Origin of the sequence: Mesorhizobium sp. B2-4-1, assembly GCF_006442185.1 — a bacterium.
Taxonomy (GTDB): Bacteria; Pseudomonadota; Alphaproteobacteria; order Rhizobiales; family Rhizobiaceae; genus Mesorhizobium.
In genome coordinates, this window is sequence record NZ_VFVN01000001.1 from 38,367 (window position 1) to 55,064 (window position 16,698).

At 65.8% G+C, this 16,698-nt stretch carries 10 protein-coding genes; all 10 read right to left on the reverse strand.

Annotated features, from left to right (window positions below):
• Positions 1–56: 56 nt before the first annotated feature.
• The 10 genes from addA to FJ949_RS00260 all read right to left on the reverse strand — a co-directional run bounded on the left by addA (position 57) and on the right by FJ949_RS00260 (position 16,604).
• Entirely contained in the window at positions 57–3,578 is a 3,522-nt protein-coding gene (addA, locus tag FJ949_RS00210; RefSeq protein WP_140491169.1) for a double-strand break repair helicase AddA, read from the reverse strand.
• Positions 3,575–6,709 carry a double-strand break repair protein AddB gene (gene addB / locus FJ949_RS00215; RefSeq protein WP_140491171.1) on the reverse strand — a complete coding sequence of 1,045 codons (3,135 nt, stop codon included), beginning with the start codon at positions 6,707–6,709 and terminating at the stop codon, positions 3,575–3,577. The genes addA and addB overlap by 4 nt, the downstream gene beginning before the upstream one ends.
• Positions 6,706–7,470: a nucleotidyltransferase family protein gene (locus FJ949_RS00220; RefSeq protein WP_281405600.1), complete on the reverse strand. Its 765-nt coding sequence runs from the start codon at positions 7,468–7,470 to the stop codon at positions 6,706–6,708. Before FJ949_RS00220 ends, addB begins: the two co-directional genes overlap by 4 nt.
• The gene (gene tsaE / locus FJ949_RS00225) at positions 7,467–8,978 is read right to left on the reverse strand and encodes a tRNA (adenosine(37)-N6)-threonylcarbamoyltransferase complex ATPase subunit type 1 TsaE (RefSeq protein ID WP_140491173.1); all 1,512 of its coding nucleotides are present in this window, start codon (positions 8,976–8,978) and stop codon (positions 7,467–7,469) included. The genes FJ949_RS00220 and tsaE overlap by 4 nt, the downstream gene beginning before the upstream one ends.
• Before the next feature lie 8 nt (positions 8,979–8,986).
• A complete protein-coding gene (locus tag FJ949_RS00230; protein ID WP_140491175.1) occupies positions 8,987–11,542 on the reverse strand; it encodes a PAS domain-containing sensor histidine kinase in 2,556 nt (851 codons plus the stop codon).
• Between the two features lie 187 nt (positions 11,543–11,729).
• The gene (gene ahcY / locus FJ949_RS00235; RefSeq protein WP_140491177.1) at positions 11,730–13,130 is read right to left on the reverse strand and encodes an adenosylhomocysteinase; all 1,401 of its coding nucleotides are present in this window, start codon (positions 13,128–13,130) and stop codon (positions 11,730–11,732) included.
• 173 nt (positions 13,131–13,303) lie between these two features.
• On the reverse strand, positions 13,304–13,600 hold the full coding sequence (locus FJ949_RS00240; RefSeq protein WP_140491179.1) for an HPr family phosphocarrier protein: 297 nt from the start codon (positions 13,598–13,600) through the stop codon (positions 13,304–13,306).
• The gene (locus FJ949_RS00245; protein ID WP_027032585.1) at positions 13,597–13,998 is read right to left on the reverse strand and encodes a PTS sugar transporter subunit IIA; all 402 of its coding nucleotides are present in this window, start codon (positions 13,996–13,998) and stop codon (positions 13,597–13,599) included. Before FJ949_RS00245 ends, FJ949_RS00240 begins: the two co-directional genes overlap by 4 nt.
• Positions 13,999–14,162: 164 nt before the next feature.
• A complete protein-coding gene (locus FJ949_RS00255; protein ID WP_140491183.1) occupies positions 14,163–14,609 on the reverse strand; it encodes an HPr kinase/phosphorylase in 447 nt (148 codons plus the stop codon).
• A 210-nt stretch (positions 14,610–14,819) separates the two neighbouring features.
• Positions 14,820–16,604 carry a sensor histidine kinase gene (locus FJ949_RS00260; protein WP_140491185.1) on the reverse strand — a complete coding sequence of 595 codons (1,785 nt, stop codon included), beginning with the start codon at positions 16,602–16,604 and terminating at the stop codon, positions 14,820–14,822.
• Between the last annotated feature and the right edge of the window lie 94 nt (positions 16,605–16,698).

The following is a 16,698-nucleotide window of genomic DNA, read 5'->3' on the forward strand; positions in this document are numbered from 1 at the left end:
TTTTTCCTCGCACCAAATGTGGTGGTTGCCGCGCCCTTCTTCAAGCAGTTCTTGTGTCACGCTCGCGTGAGTCGGGCAAGAGCGTCATCCATGGCCCGAGCCGGCAGTTCGATCAGCCGCGGCGCCTCCGTGAACAGCAAGGCCGCCGTGACTTCGCGGCCGGGATAGAGCGGCCGCAGCAAGGCGCGATAGAGCGCGAGCTGCAGCAGATAGGCGGGCGGAACCTCGCCCAGCGAGGCGGGCGCCGGCCGATTGGTCTTGTAGTCGATGATGGATACGCGGTCCGGCGTCACCGCCACCCTGTCGATCTTGCCGGAAATCGAGCGTTTCGTGCCCTTGACGTCGAGGCTGCCCATGACCGCCACTTCGGCGCGCGAAGAGGGTCCGAAAAGCGGCGCGAAACGCGGATCGGCAAGGATCGCCATCACCGAGGCGACCGCCTTTTCGCACTCGCCGGCCGGCCATTGCGCGCCGGCGCGGGCGAGATAACGTTCGGCTGCGCCCTGGCGTTCGTCTTGCGCCACGCCGGGCAGCATCTGCAGCAGTTTGTGCAGCGCCAGGCCTCGCATGACGGCGAAGCCGGGTTCGGCGTCGCCATCCAGCACTGGCGAGCCGGTGTCGATGACGCTTTCCTTGCCCTCGTCGATCAGGGCGGAGGCTCCGGATGGCGACAGCGGGCGCGGCAGGTCCTCGTATGGCGGCAGCGGCTTGAACAAGATTTCGGGCGGCGGCCCGAAGTCCCGCGTCTGCCTGGCTTCGCTCTCGGCGACCGGTGCAAACGGCGGCAATCCGGTCACCTGGAAGCGATGCACTGAGACGCCGCCGCCGGCCGGATGCGGATACTCGGCACTCTCCGGCGCCCCGACCAGGGCACGGCTGACGAGCGAATGCCAGGTGCCGGTGTTCGGCGCGCGCTTGCCATGATAACCGCAGACGATCAGCCTGTCCTCGGCCCGGGTCATGCCGACATAGAGCAGCCGCCGGTACTCGTCATCGGCGAGATCGCGCGCCCTGGCCGCGGCAGCCTTCGAAATCCCGTTGGCGACGTCGCTGGTCGAACGCCAGAGAAAGCCCTTGCCGCTCCAGTTCAGCCCCGAACCCTCGAACGGCATCAGGCGCGGCAGATGCTGATCGCTGAACGGAGCCGAACCGCCATCGACCAGGAAGACGACAGGCGCCTCGAGCCCCTTGGCTGCATGCACGGTCATGACGCGGACCTCGTCGCGGGTCTGGTCCATCTCGCGCTTGATTTCTGGGCCGGCGCTCTCCAGCGTCGACAGGAAGGCTTCCAGCCCGGGCAAGCCGGTCCGCTCCTCGGCAAGGCAGAAACTCAGGAATTCGTCGAGAATGTCCCCGGCTTCCGGCCCGAGCCGCGCAACCATCTTGCGGCGCACGCCACCGCGTGCCAGCAGGCCGGCATAGAATTCGAACACCGGCTTGAAGACGGCCTCGTTGGCCCAGATGTCGAGTTGAGCGGCGACCGCCGCGAGCGCTTCGCTTTGGCTGGCATGCTGGCGCAGGGACCCGGCCAGCGACAGGCCGGATGGTCTTTGCGCGGCCAGTGTGAAAAGCATCTCTTCCGACAGATCGAAGATCGGGCTCCGCAGCACGGCGGCGAGCGACAGATCGTCCTGCGGCTGGATCAGGAAATGGCCGAGCGCGATCAGGTCCTTGACCGCAATGTGGCCGGGCAGGCTCAACCGGTCGGCGCCGGCGACCGGGATGTCACGACGTTTCAGGGCACGCGTCAGTGCATGAACGAAGCGATCGCGCTTGCGCACCAGCACCAGCACGTCGCCAGGGCGCAGCCTCTTGCCGCGGCCTTCGATGACCTCGCCATTGCCGATCCAGCCGGCAATGGTGGCGGCGACGTTTTCGGCAACCCGAACCGCCGGCGCGCGGGCATGGTCGACTGCCTGGGTCCAGTCGTCCGGCTCGTCGACGACATCGGCGCCGATGGATGGCCAGACCTCGACATAGCCCGGTGCATCGGTGCGTATCGCCTTGTGGCTCAGCGGGTCGGGGTCATGGCTGATGCCGCGCCGCACGACCGGATCGGCGAAGACACGGTCGACAGCGGCCAGAACATCGTCGGTCGAGCGGAACGACCAGGTGAGCTTCAGATCGGCGAAGGGCGCATCGGCGTCGCGCACCTTGCTTGCGAACAGGAGCCTGCTGTCGGCGAAGGAATCCGGCGCCGCTCCCTGGAAGGAATAGATCGACTGTTTTTCGTCACCGACAGCGAAGATCGTCCGATGCGCGGTGTCGCGGGCGCCGATGCCGGCGAAGAATTCCTCGGCCAGCCGCTTCACCACCTCCCACTGGTCGGGGCTGGTGTCCTGCGCCTCGTCGAGCAGGATGTGGTCGATGCCCTGGTCGAGCTTGTATTGCACCCACGGGCCGGCATCGGGCCTGGCCAGGAGACTGACGGTGCGGGTGATCAGGTCGTTGAAGTCGAGGAACCCGCGGCCACGCTTCAACTGCTCGTAGCGGGCGATCAGCCAGTCGGCCAGCGTCAGCGCGGCGCACGTGCCCTCCAGCATCCGGAACAGGGCGAGCCGGTCGACCGTCTCGACGATTGCGGTGGTCGCCGAGAGATAGCGCTCCGCCAGGTCCGGCAGCCGGTCGAGCAGCGCCTTCTTGAAGGCCTTGGCTGGATCGTAGACGTCGCCGTCGGCCTTCAGGAAAGCCCGCGAAAGCAGCTGCAGGCGGCGCACGGGGTCGGTTTCCGCGAAAGCCAGGCGCGCATGAGGCAAGATGTTGTTGAGCACCGTCCTGGCGTCGGCGGCCTCCGCCGCCTGGGCGAAGCCGGCAAAATAATCCGGCAGGAAGCCGGGCAGCGGCCAGATGGCGGCCGCTATGCCTTCGGCGGTCTGGCCGGGGCGGAATTGGAATTCGTCGAACAGCGTCTGGAAGTTCGGGCCGCCTCGATCGATTTCACCGATGAAGGCGCCCAGTTCGTCGCGCTTGCGGACGATCTCACCCAGCAAAGCGTCGAGCCCGGCCTCGCCACCGCGCTCGAGCACGGCGGCGAAAGCTTCGGCGAGGTCCGGCCGATCCGCCGCGCTGCCCGAAATCATTTCACGGCGCGCGGCGGCGAACAACGATGCCTCCATCTGCGGGTCGAGCATCTCGAAATGCGCGGGGATGTTGGCTTCCAGCGGGAACTGGTGCAGCACCGATTCGCAGAAGGCATGAATGGTCTGGATCTTCAGGCCGCCGGGCGTTTCCAGCGCCTCGGCAAACAGGCGGCGGGCGCGGCGCATGGTTTCGCGGTCGGGCCGGCGGCCATCGAGCGCCTCGACCCTCACCGCCAATTCGGCATCGCCGAGCGCGGTCCATTCCGACAATGTCGAGAAAACCCGGTTCGACATGTTGGCGGCGGCGGCGCGCGTATAGGTCAGGCACAGTATCTTCGACGGATCGGTGCCGCGAAGCAGGAGCCGGATGACGCGCTGGGCCAGCACATGGGTCTTGCCGGACCCGGCATTGGCCGACACCCAGGCGGAATTCCTCGGATCCGAGGCGCTGGCCTGCCTAGCGGCGGTTTCGCCGGGGATGGGATAGGCTTTCTTCATGCCTCCCCTCCCTCATCGTCCGCATCGCCGCCCGCCGACCATTCGAGCACGCGGGCGAGATGGTCGTAGTCGCCGTCGGTCTCGCCTTCGCGGAACGGCAGTGCCCGCGACAGATAGCCGGCCGCCGGATCGGCATAGTGGATGAGCAATTTCTCCAGCCGCGCCCAGGCCTCCTCGGCGAGGTCCGTGGCGGTGCGTGGCTGCCGGTTGTATTCGAGGATCGATTCCTCGAAAACCTCGCCATTCGGCTTCAGCCTGACGAAAGCCAATTGCGAGGGCTCGCGCGCGCCGAGTTCCTGGAAAGCGCCGCGCCTGAGCAACGCGCCCTCCAGCGCCAGTTGCGGCGACAGCAGCGTGTGCGCCTGGGCCTTGGAAGGCGAGGAGCCGGTCTTGTAGTCCAATATGTCGGCCATGCCGCCATGGAGAAGATCGACCCGGTCGGCATAGCCCGACAGGGTGATCCCGGATTGGCCGACCATGGTCTTGCCCGCTCGCGCCTCGGCGTGGCGCCGGGCCACGGCCCCAGCGCGGCCGCGTTCCCATTCGATGATGCTGGCGGCGAGTTTTTCGAAACGCGGCCACCAGACCGCCTCGACATCGGTGGGAAGTGCTGCCTCGGCGAAGCAGGTCCGGCCGGCGGCGAGCAGGCCGGCCAGCGCATCGGGAGCACGCGGATCGGCCACGCTGCCCGAGAACAGATGCAGGATGGCGTGGAACAGCGTGCCGCGCTCGGCCGCACCCGGGTCGCGGATGACCGGGTCGAGCGGCAGCAGGCCGAGGATGCGCCTGGCATAGATGGCGTAGGGATCGCGACGCAGCGTCTCGATCTCGGTGACCGAGAAATGGGTTGGACGCAGCGCGACCGGCGGCTTCGGCTGCGGGCGCGGCGCGAAGTCCCGCCGCGGGCCGGTATCGAGCGCGCGCGCCCAGGCGATGAGTTCGTCGCCGCGTTCGGCAAGCCTGGCTGCCTGGTCCTTGCCGATATAAGTGAGAATGCGCTGCAGCCAGCGCGAGGGCACGGCGGGCGCGTCACCGGCGCGTGCGGAGCGCGACAGCACCACCTTCGCCGCCCCCATGGCCATCTGGAAATCATGCGCGGCAAGCCCAATGCGCCGTTCGGGCGGCTCCAGGTCGATGCCGGTCTTCATCAGCCGCGACATGAAGCGATCGCTTTCGGGTTTGCGCGGCCACACGCCTTCGTTCATGCCGCCGATGACCAGCGTGTCGACATTCTGCAAGCGGGCTTCCAGCGCCCCCCAGATGGCGATGTTCCTGTCTGTGCCCTGCGCCGGCTTGACCGTCTCGGGCGCGATCAGCGCCGCCATGACATCTGGCCATTCGTCGGCGGCAAACGACAGCGGCACGGACGCCGCGACCAGTCCACGCAACAGGTCGGCCAGTTTCTCTCCGGCATCGCCGGCATAGAGTGCGCCAAGCCCGCCATCGGCCGCACGGCCTAGATTTTCCAGCACCACGACGCTGGCCTCGACCAGCGCCACAAGACCGGCGTCGGCCTGGCCGCGAAAGGCGGCAAGCGGCGCCAGCGCTTCGTTGAGACGTCCAAGCAAATTCCGCGCGCCTTCGATAGCGCGCACGGTCAGCCGGGTAAACCAGAAAGGCCGCCTGCTGTCGGCGCCGAGGTCAACCAGGCGGGCTTCGAACAGGTCCGGCAGCGACGCGATGTCGGGGCGGCCGGTGCCGCCGCGCAGCGCCACCAGTTCGATCAGTTCCGCCGCATGGCGAACGCTCGTCCGGTCCAGGCCAAGGGCAAGCAGGGGATGCTTGAGCAACGACAACAGGCCGACCGGGTCACCGGGACGGAACACCGCCTGCAACGCCAGGCCAAGCAGGCCGGCGGCGGGCGTGTTGGAAAGCGGCACACCACCGGAATCGTCGGCGACGACGCCGAAGCGGGCGAGTTCGACCGAGACGCGGCGCGCCAGCGCCCGGTCGCCGGTAACGAGAGCCGCCCTTTGGCCGGGCTGCTCGACGGCGCGCTTGAGCGCAACGGCGATCGCCACGGCTTCATCGCGTTCGCTGGCCGCTTCCAGCAGGCTCACGCCGGAGAACGCCTGCTCGATGTCGGAGGCGGAAAAGCCGCTGCGCGTCTCGGCCCACAATTCGGTGGTCTCGGCCGGCCGCAGCGCTTCGCCCACGAGGGCGGCGCGAAGCGCGAGTTCATGTCCGGCCGCGCCTATCTCCTCGACATCGCCGCGCAGCACCCCGATGGTGCCGATCAGCTTGGCGAGGCCGTATTGCGGATGGCCGAGCACGGCCGGACGTGCGCCCGGCGCCGTGATGGCCTGGAAGGACGGCTCATCCATCGTCCGGTCGAGGCCTGGCAGCACGATGGCTCCGCCCCCCAAGCGGGCGATGGCGGCCAGCAGCTCTGCCGTGGCGGGGATGGAGCCGGTGGAACCGGCGGCGATAACCGGCCCGGCGGGCGGATTGCGCCGCAACCGCGCCGCTTCCAGCCGGAGCAGGGCGCTGCGATGCGCCGCCGGGTTGGAGAGGTTCCGTTCCCCAAGGAATTTCGGCCAGGCGTCGGTGACGATGCCGAGAAAATCAAGCGTGACCTGCCACCATCCCGCGAGATTGCCGCTCACCAGGTCAGCGAGCCGCGTCCAGTCCGTGCCTTCCGTCTCGATCTCATCCATAAGCCGGGCGAGATCGCGTGCCAGCCAGATCGCATCGGCGGTGGAGGCTGGAATGACGATCTCCTCCTCGAAAAGCGCCGCCACATGCGCCGGCAGCCGGCGTTTCCAGGCGCGCACCAGCGGCGCCAGCAGCAGCAGGCGTTCGGTTGCCGCGATCGGCGGAGCGAGGTCGATGGCCGCCGACGCTTCCGTCTCGAACGCTGCCTCGTCCTCGTCGAATTCGCCGAGCGGCCGGATGACTGGCAGAATCGCCGAACCGCCGCCGCCCCTGGCCGACAGGCTGTCGACGAAGACGCCGCGCAAGGCGCGCGCGGCGCGCCGCGTCGGCACATAGATGGTGACATCGGCCAAGGCGAGCGGGTCGCCATCGAAGCGAAAGCCCGGAACAAGACGCCCGGCCAGCAGCGCCTCGGCAAGCGTCGGCAGAAACGGCGCACCGGGGGAAATGGAGAAAACGCGGCCCGGGCCGCTCATTGCGACTCGGCTAGCGCGCCCGCGACCGCCGCTTCCGCGCTCGCAATGGCGTCAGGCGTGCCGACGGTGATCCAATGGCCATGCATCGGCATGCCGGACAGCCGGCCGGCGGCGATCGCCTTGTCGAAGTAGGTGTTAAGCGAATGAGGTTCCGGCAAGGCACCCTTGAAGATGCGCGGATGGACGATCGCCGCCCCGGCATAGATCAGGCCCGCCGGATCGCCTTTGGAACGCCGCAGGGTGCCGTCCGGCGCCACCAGGAAGTCGGTGCTGCCGCAGTGTCCGGTCGCCTGATGGAGATCCGCCAGCATCAGCAGAATATCCATTTTCGCGGCATCCCATGCAAGGGCGAGACGGTTGAGATTGAGCGTTCCTTGGTCGATCCAGAAGGTGTCGGCGTTGAGGATGTAGAAGGGCTGTTGGCCGAGCTCCGGCAGCGCCTTGACGATGCCGCCGGCGGAATCGAGCAACCGCTCGCTCTCGTCCGAAATGACGATCTGTGGCGCATGGCGCGCGCCGAGATGGGCGACGATCTGTTCGGGAAGATAGTGCACGTTGACGACGGCCTTGCCGATGCCGGCCGCGGCGAGACTGTCGAGGCCCCAGTCGAGCAGCGTCTTGCCGGCGATCCTGACCAGCGGCTTGGGGATCGTGTCGGTGATCGGCCGCATGCGCTTGCCGAGCCCTGCGGCAAGCACTATCGCAGTTTTGGGCACGATCGCAGTTTTGGGCACGCTCGCTGCGTCCGGTATCGATGTCACGGCGTTTGCTCCTCCAGCAGACCGTGAGCGGTATAGAACTCGCGAAGGCCGGCCAAGGCAGGATGAGACAGCGCCCGGCGCAGATAGTCGCGGATACGCGGCAAGTGCTTCAGATAATAGGGCTTGCCGTCGCGTTTTTCGAGCCGGACGAAGATGCCGAGGATCTTGGAATTGCGCTGCGCCGCCATGATCGCATAGGCCTCGAGGAATGCCGCCTCGTCAAATGGGCCGGCCGCGCGGCGGGCGGCGACATAGGCATCGAGCGTGCGTTTCTCGATGCCTGGCGGGATGGTGACGCGCGCGTCCATGGCCAGCGAGGCGACGTCGTAAGCGGCGGGGCCGATCAACGCGTCCTGGATATCGACGATACCGAGCCGGTCATGGCCGGAGCGCTCAGCGCGCCAGATGATGTTCGGCGAATGAAAGTCACGCAGCATCAGCGTGTATTGGCTGTCAGCGAGCCGGTCGAGAACCGCGTTCCACTCCTTGTGGTAGCCGACGCGCAAGGCATCGCCCGCCGGAGCGCCCGTCAGCATCGGCACGTACCAATCGACCAGCAGGTCCGCCTCGATCAGCATGGCGTCGCGGTCGAAGGGCGGCACATCGTGAAACACGCCGGGCGCGGCCTCCATCCGGTGGGGCCAGGTCTTGCCATGCATCATGGCGAGCAGTTCGGCCGCCGCCTCATAGCGCCCGGCGACCGGCCTGCCATGCCCGTCCAGGAAACCTTCGGAGCCCAGATGTTCGAGCAGCAGGAATCCCTGGTCGAGATCCTGCGCATGGATTTCGGGAACGCTGACCCCGGCGGCGAGCAGCGCGCGGTCGATGGCGGCGAAGGCTGACACCGACTGGGCGGTGTGGGCGATGACGCCATAGGGCTTGCCGTCGCGCACCGGCGGGCCCAGCACCAGCCGCGGCGAGTTCATCAGCACCCTCGCGGCATGGCCTGGAAGCGAGACAATTTCGTAGGAGCGGGCAGAGGCATCGCCGATGAAATGGCGGCGGCTGGCCTCGCCCCATCCAGCGCCTTCGAGGAAATCACGCATGGCGAGCGACCGCGCCACCCGATCGTAGGCAGCGCCTTGCCCGGACAGTCTCGCCAATCGGCCATCGCCATGCTGGACGAGTTCGATCAGCACGGCGGTCCCAGGCAAATAACCCTCGGCCCGTTCCGGCCATTCGACAAGGGCCGCGCCTTGCGCCAACGCCTCGTCGAAGCCCAGTTCATCGAGCTCGGCTGCCGAGGACAGGCGGTAGAGGTCGAAATGATGGACCGGGATGCGCGTATCGTAGCTTTGCACAAGGGTGAAGGTAGGACTCGGCACGTCGAGACCGGCATCGTCGGCCAAGGCCCTGATCAGCGCCCGCGCCAGCGTCGATTTGCCCGCGCCGAGATCGCCCTTCAGCGCCAGGACGTCGCCGGCGCGCAACGCCAGCGCCAGATCCTCACCCAGCCGCGCTGTCTGTGTTTCGTCGGCGAGTAAACGCTCGAGCATCAATGCGGCCATCGAGTGCGCTACTCGGCCGCGGCGCGGATGCCCGGCATGTCGGGAAAGGTGCAGATGACGGTCGTGCCCTTGTCCTTGCCGGTTTCGATGCGGACGCTGCCGCCATGCAGCTCGACGAAGCTCTTGACGATCGACAGTCCGAGCCCGGCGCCGCGCCGGCGGCCGCCATTGGCGCGCGGCTCGAAGCGGCGGAACACCGAGTCAAGCACGTCGGGCGGCATGCCGGGTCCATCGTCATGGACCGAGAATTCCACACCGTCCGCCAACTGACGGCAGGCGAGCCGGATGGCGCTGGCCTCCGGCGCGTAGTTGGCGGCGTTGCTGAGCAGGTTGTAGAGGATCTGGCGGATGCGGATTTCGTCGCCGTGGAAGGTCTTCGGCGCCGCCGCGGCATCGACCTCGAGCCTGATTGAATGCTCTTCCAGCCGGTCGGCAACCAGCTCGGCGGCGGCGGCGATCGTGCGGTCGACATGGACCTCGGAAATGTCGAGCTGCATGATGCCGGCATCGACCGTGGCAAGGTCGAGTATGTCGTTGACGATGGTCAAAAGCACCGAGGACGACGAGCCGACATGCTCGACATATTCGCGCTGCTTCTGCGTCAGCGGACCGGTGACCGGCAGCGACAGCAGTTCGGTGAAGCCGATGATGTTGGTCAGCGGCGAGCGCAGTTCGTAGGACACGTGCTGGACGAATTCGTTCTTGAGCTGGTCGGATTTCTCCAGCGCCTCGTTCTTGTCCTTGAGCGCGCGTTCGACACGGACGCTGTCGGTAACGTCGACGAAGGTCATCATCACCTGCCCGTTGGGCAGGGGGATCACGGCGTAGCGCAGCACGGTGCCGTTGTTGAGCTCGGTCTGACCGTGGCGGTCGCGGCGCTCGTCGTCGAAGCCGGTGATGGCGGCGACGAAGCCGCCCCACGGGCTGTCGATCGCTTGCAGGTCGCAAAGCTCACGGATTGCGGAAACATGGACATTGGGCCGGGCGGTTTCGGCGTCCAGGCCCCACAAAGTAGCAAATGCCGGGTTCGACAGACGCAGCCTGCCGTCGGGACCGAACACCGCCACGCCTTCGGCGAGGTTGTCGAGTGTTTCGCCCTGGACCCGCACCGCGGTGCGGTAGCGGCTTTCGAGGTCCATCTTCTCGGTCAGGTTCTCGAACACCCAGGTGACGCCGCCCTTGGGCTGCGGGTTGGCGACGACGCGGATGGTCTTGCCGTCGGGCAGGTGCCACCAATGCTCCTGCGATTCCACCGCGCGGTAGGCGCCGAGCAGGCCTTCCTTCCAGCGACGCCACTCCGGCTGCTCGGCGATCTTGCCCTCGCTGCGCAGCCGATCCAGCAGCAAAGCGTTATCGGGCGCGCTGTGCAGGAAGCCTGCATCGAGGCCCCAGAGCTTCTGGAAAGCCTGGTTGAAGAAGCGCAGCTTCTCGTCGGTGTCGAAGATCGCGACCGCCGTGTTGAGCTGGTCGAGCGTGTCGGCGTGGCTGCGCACGGTGCGCTCATATTCGCTGCGGATCGTTTCGATGGCGCTGGTGTCGCAGGCAAGCCCGGCCGAACCGTCGGCGCCGGCGAAATCGGTCACCGCGAAAACGCGGCGGTCGCCTTCGATCACCGTGGAAAGCGTCTGTTCGAAGACCGGGTGCGACTTGTGCTGGGCAGCGATCGCGTCGCGCGCTTGGCCGCCGAGGAATTCCTTGGCGTCGCGGACGGCCATCTCCGCGCTTTCGGCCTCGACCGCTTCGGCATAGGCCCGGTTCACCCATCTCAGGCGGCCGTCCTCGCCGCGCAGCCATGCCGGCATCTTCAGCGCCTCGAGCAGGCCGATCATCGTATCATGGTCGGCGGCCAGCCGCTGGTTTTCGATCTTCAGCCGGGCTTGGCTGCGTTGCGTCTCGGAAAGAGAAACGAACCGCACCAGCACATGCGCCGCGCTCTTGCGGCCATGCACTTCCAGCGGAGCGCCGGTCTGCGTTTCGATGACGAGGTCGAAGGACACGGCTCTTTCGCGCAGCCCCGCGACGGCATGCTCGAGTGCCGCAGCCGAGCGCGGCATCAGCCAGCGGCCGAAGGCAAGGAAGGCGGCCCGCTCCTCGGGCGCGCCGCTTTCGACCGGCAGCGTGCCGATGAGCTCGGGTTTCTTGTTCTCCGAGGCCCAGACGACGACACGCTGGTCGCGCAAGTTGAGCAGCGCCTCCGAACGGCGCAGCGCCGCGTTGATGTCCGCGATGCGGCTCCTGAGCTCGACATTTTCGGCCGAGGTGCGCGCTCTCTCCCGGATCAGAACGATCGCCGACAGGAATGCCGCTCCCATCACTCCGACAAAGACGGCAAGCTGCACGACCTCGACCGTGCTCACCGATACGCCGGCGGCCTCCGCACCAGCAGCCTGGGCATGGGCCACCGTGCCGGCCAAAGGCCAGCCAAGTGCGGAGCCGGCAAGGAACAGTCCGGCGCGCGCGCGCCATGAAGGGCGCCCGCCTCGCGTGGCGGTGCCGGTAGTCCTCGAATCGTCATGGCCGCCGGAAACGGCCCGTCCCGCGTAAAGCGGGTTATCCCCCGGCATGTCTTGGTCCTCTTCGCCGCCTGAATGCAAGACCGCCCTGATGCGTACGCCGGTCCTCGTCCCCGGACCGCGAATCACAACAATAGCGCCTGCTGGAATCGGCGTGAAGAATCATTCGGCGCAAAAATAAAGCCGGGCGAAAAGTCAATCGCCCGGCGTCAATATCTGGTAGTAAATTCAGCTTTGGTTAATAGCGGTAGTGTTCCGGCTTGAACGGACCCTGCGGGGTCACGCCGATATAGGCTGCCTGTTCGCCCGACAGTTCGGTCAGGCGAGCGCCGAGCTTGTCGAGATGCAGGCGCGCGACCTTCTCGTCGAGATGCTTGGGCAGCACGTAGACCTGGTTCTGGTACTGCTCGCCCTTGGTGAACAGCTCGATCTGCGCCAGCACCTGGTTGGTGAAGGATGCCGACATGACGAAGCTCGGATGGCCGGTGGCGTTGCCGAGGTTGAGCAGGCGGCCTTCCGACAGCAAGATCATGCGCTTGCCATCGGGGAAGGTGATCATGTCGACCTGAGGCTTGACGTTGGTCCATTTCAGGTTGCGCAGCGATGCCACCTGGATCTCGTTGTCGAAGTGACCGATGTTGCCGACGATCACCATGTCCTTCATCGAACGCATGTGGTCGAGGGTGACGACATCCTTGTTGCCGGTGGTGGTGATGACGATGTCGGCGGTGGGTGCGGCATCTTCGAGCGTGACGACCTCGAAGCCGTCCATCGCCGCCTGCAGGGCGCAGATCGGATCGACCTCGGTGACCTTGACGCGGGCGCCGGCGCCCTTCAGCGAGGCGGACGAGCCCTTGCCGACGTCGCCATAGCCGCAGACGACGGCGACCTTGCCGGCCATCATGGTGTCGGTGCCGCGGCGGATGCCGTCGACCAGCGATTCCTTACAGCCATATTTATTGTCGAATTTCGACTTGGTGACGGAGTCGTTGACATTGATGGCCGGGAAAGGCAGGAAGCCCTTCTTCTGCAGCTGGTAGAGCCTGTTGACGCCGGTGGTCGTCTCTTCGGTGACGCCCCGGATCGCTTCCTTCTGCTTGGTGAAGAAGCCGGGCGAAGCCTTCATGCGCTTCTTGACCTGGGCATAGAAATATTCCTCCTCCTCGCTGTGCGGATTGGACAGCACGTCCTCGCCGGCCTCGGCGCGCGCGCCGATCAGGATGTACATGGTGGCGTCGCCGCCATCATCGAGGATCATGTTGGAGGTGCCGCCGTCGGCCCACTGGAAAATCCTGTCGGTGTAGTCCCAGTACTGCTCAAGCGTCTCGCCCTTAACGGCGAAGACCGGGATGCCGGCCTCGGCGATGGCAGCAGCCGCATGGTCCTGGGTCGAGAAGATGTTGCAGGAAGCCCAGCGTATATCGGCACCGAGCGCCTTCAGCGTCTCGATCAACACCGCGGTCTGGATGGTCATGTGCAGCGAGCCGGTGATGCGCGCGCCCTTGAGCGGCTTCTTGGAGCCGAATTCCTCGCGGCAGGCCATCAGGCCCGGCATTTCGGTTTCGGCGATCTCGATTTCCTTGCGGCCCCAGCCGGCAAGCGAGATGTCGGCGACCACATAGTCCTTGCTACCCGTCATGGCAGTGCTCCGATGCGAATTGTTACGCTATTGAATTGTTTGCGGATGCGCCCGCGCCGGCAGGCGCGTCGAAGGGCGCGAATTGCCCGCCTGACTAGCAGATCGGCGTCAAGACGACAATGGGATATAAAGAAATCTTTATCCCTGCATGTCTTTCATGCGGAGGTAAAGGATCAGCATTCCTCGCCGAAGCGGGACGCGACCAGCTGCTCCAGCGCATTCATGACCTCAAGCGCTTCGGGACCGCTGGCGGTGACGCGAATCGAATAGCCCGGACTTGCCGCCAGCATCATCAGGCCCATGATCGAGGTGCCGCCGACCTTGACGCCGTCCTTCTCGACATGGACCGATGCGTTGTAGCCGCTGGCGAGCTGTACGAACTTGGCCGAGGCGCGCGCGTGCAGGCCGCGCTGGTTGACGATCGGAAATTCACGGACGATCTGGTCCTTTTCCGACGACATCGTGCTCATTTGCTGCTCAGGAGCTGGCTGGCGACATTGATGTATTTGCGCCCCGCCGCCTGCGCCTCGTCGAGGGCCGCCGCCATGTTGTCGCCCTTGCGAATCGAGGAGAGCTTGATCAGCATCGGCAAATTCATGCCGGCGATGACTTCGGTGCGGCCGGACTCCATCACGGAAATGGCAAGGTTCGAAGGCGTGCCGCCGAACATGTCGGTCAACACGATCACGCCCGTCCCGGTGTCGACACGGGCGACGGCATCGACGATGTCGCGCCGGCGCTGCTCCATATCGTCGTCAGCCCCGATCGCCACGGTTTCGAAATTGTCTTGTGGCCCGACGACATGTTCCACGGCATGTCGGAACTCGGTGGCCAGTTGACCGTGCGTTACAAGCACGAGTCCGATCATTCTTTGGTGGCTCCCGTCATCGCCGCTTCACAGGCGCATTTTATGCTCGCCAGCCATTCCAGGCGGCGGGAGCGCTATCTTGTCGACGCGCGGCTCGTTGACAAGCCCAAAATTGCGCCGGCCCATGCCATTTTGACGCATTGCAGCAAAAAACCCCGGTCGCATCATAGAAAAGGCGCGATCGACAGATGCGCCATCACGGCGGGCAAGGCAGCGGCAATATTGCGTTCCGCCACGTCAATCCGCGGCACCAAGCAGCCGGCGATGTTGTCGTCGGCATCCTCCTGAAAGCGTGCCACTTCGCCGGCCGGCAAAAGCCTGACATGCAGATCGATGACGGCGCCCGCCTCAAACGGCACGGGTCGCGGACCACGCCCGGGCACCTCGACCAGGCCCTCGATCGCGGCGGGCGCGCGGCACACCAGCCGTCCCGCATGTGCCATGACGAAAAGCTGGTCGTCGCCGACGAGCCGTGAGAACAAGCCTCGCGGGTGGCAATGGTCAATGAGCGCCAGCGCCAGTGTCGTCTTGCCCGAACCGGATGCGCCGCTGACGAGAACGCCGCGCTCGCCGATCAGGATGGCCGTTGCGTGGATGTTTTCAGGCTGCATGAGCGTGCCCGCTTATGCATTTCGGAAATCCTGATCCAACCCCGTCATCCCGAGAATCTGCAGGCCTTTCAATAGTGTTCGCACCATAGTCCCGCTGTGCGGCGGATCCACGGGACAAGCCCGAGGATGACGGCCGTAAGGCCGCGATATCCGGAATCATTTTTGCATGAGGCATGATCTGATCCGAAAACCGGTTCCCACTTTTCGGGATCATGCTTCGGCCGGCAGCGTAACCACGAAGCGGGCGCCCTTGATCTCGCCTGGCTTGGTGCCGGGGATGTTCTCGGCGGTCAGCGTGCCGCCATGGGCCTCGACGATCTGCCTGGATATCGACAGGCCAAGGCCTGAATTCTGGCCGAACGCCTCGCCGGCGGGCCGGTCGGTGTAGAAACGTTCGAAGATGCGGTCGATGTTGTCGGCGCGGATGCCGGGACCATTGTCATCGACGGTGAGGATGTTGAACTTGCCGGTGCGCGCCAGCGACAGGATGATGTGGCCGCGCTCCTCTGGCACGAAGGAGCGGGCGTTCTCGATCAGGTTGGTGATGACCTGGCCGATGCGCAGGTCGTGGCCGACGACGAAATAACCTTTGACGCCCTGCGGCAGCTTGGCGACCCTGAGCTCGATCTCGACCGCCTTCTTGTTGCGCGTCGTTTCACGCGAGACGGCGACGAGGTCGGTGATGAATTTCTTCAGGTCCACGGTCCCCGCGTCATCCCGCGCCAGCTCGGCGTCGAGACGGGAGGCATCCGAAATGTCGGTGATGAGGCGGTCCAGCCGCCTGACGTCGTGCTGGATGATCTCCATCAGCCGGCTGCGCGAATTGTCGTTCTTGGCCAGCGGCAAGGTCTCCACCGCGCTGCGCAGCGAGGTCAGCGGGTTCTTCAATTCATGGGAAACATCGGCGGCGAAGCTCTCGATCGCCTCGATGCGCGCATAGAGCGCGTTCGTCATGTCGCGCACGGCAATCGACAGATTGCCGATCTCGTCCTGACGGTCGGAGAAATCAGGAATTTCCTCGCGGCTCTTGACGCCGCGCCGTACCCGCACGGCCGCCGCAGACAGCCGGCGCAGCGGATTGGCGATGGTGGAGGCCAGAAGCATCGACAGGATGGCGGTGACGAGCGCCGCGATGCCAAAGACGCGCAGGATCGCCTTGCGTTCGGCGGCGACGATCTTGTCGATGTCGCCGCCTTCGGTCGACAGCATCAACACGCCGAGAACGGCGCGGAAGCGCTGGATCGGCACCGCGACGGAAACGATCTGCTCGCCCTGTTCGCTGATCCGGACGATGGTCGACGGGCTGCCGGTCAGCGCCTTGACCACTTCCGGGAAGGCGGCGCCATTGCCGCCCGGCTGCTCGTGATAGACCGGCAGATCGGTGTTGCGGAAGAAGTCGAAGATGAACTTCTGGATGCGTTCGACAAGGTCGGGCTCTTCCTCGTCGACCGGGGGCAGATCGTACCGAAGGATCTGGCCGCGCGAATAGAGATGGCGCGAATCGAGCAGCAAATTGGCGTCGCGGTCGTAGATGCGGGCGCGGGTGCGGGTCGGCGAGATCAGCCGGCGCAGCACCGGGGCGACGCGTTCAGGATTGATCGGGAAATCCAGATTGTCGAGCTGGTCGGAGCCCGGTCCCAGGCTTTCGCCGGCCTGCAGCTCAAGCAGCTTTTCCGGATCGATGCTGATCGAATCGGTCTCGACCGTCGCCGAGGCAGCGATCGCGCCGGCGATGATCTCGCCCTGGGTCATGAGGCTTTCGACGCGGGCGTCGATCAGCCCGTCGCGGAAGGTGTTGAGATAGAGAATGCCGGTGACCAGGACTGCGAGGCCGGCGAGATTGAGGAAGAGGATACGCCGCGTCAGGCTGGAAAAGATGTGATGGCCGAGGAAGCGGCGCATGGGCACGGTGAGCTTCGACAGGAACGCGGGCATGATGCGCGCCGGCCGCCTTGCAACGCCCGCCGATCTGCTCCGCTGTGCTTCCACTGCCATCGAACAGCAGTTCCCTGCTTAGTATTAGTGAGTAGCGGGTAGCGAATAGAGAAATGGTTGGCTGAGATCGCGGCGATGCACGGGTGGCCGCTCG

Bases quoted from the DNA above. Each gene is read 5' to 3' on its own strand.
- addA (WP_140491169.1), bottom strand. From the start codon at position 3,578: ATGAAGAAAGCCTATCCCATCCCCGGCGAAACCGCCGCTAGGCAGGCC.
- addB (WP_140491171.1), bottom strand. From the start codon at position 6,709: ATGAGCGGCCCGGGCCGCGTTTTCTCCATTTCCCCCGGTGCGCCGTTT.
- tsaE (WP_140491173.1), bottom strand. From the start codon at position 8,978: ATGGCCGCATTGATGCTCGAGCGTTTACTCGCCGACGAAACACAGACA.
- FJ949_RS00230 (WP_140491175.1), bottom strand. From the start codon at position 11,542: ATGCCGGGGGATAACCCGCTTTACGCGGGACGGGCCGTTTCCGGCGGC.
- ahcY (WP_140491177.1), bottom strand. From the start codon at position 13,130: ATGACGGGTAGCAAGGACTATGTGGTCGCCGACATCTCGCTTGCCGGC.
- FJ949_RS00240 (WP_140491179.1), bottom strand. From the start codon at position 13,600: ATGAGCACGATGTCGTCGGAAAAGGACCAGATCGTCCGTGAATTTCCG.
- FJ949_RS00245 (WP_027032585.1), bottom strand. From the start codon at position 13,998: ATGATCGGACTCGTGCTTGTAACGCACGGTCAACTGGCCACCGAGTTC.
- FJ949_RS00255 (WP_140491183.1), bottom strand. From the start codon at position 14,609: ATGCAGCCTGAAAACATCCACGCAACGGCCATCCTGATCGGCGAGCGC.
- FJ949_RS00260 (WP_140491185.1), bottom strand. From the start codon at position 16,604: ATGGCAGTGGAAGCACAGCGGAGCAGATCGGCGGGCGTTGCAAGGCGG.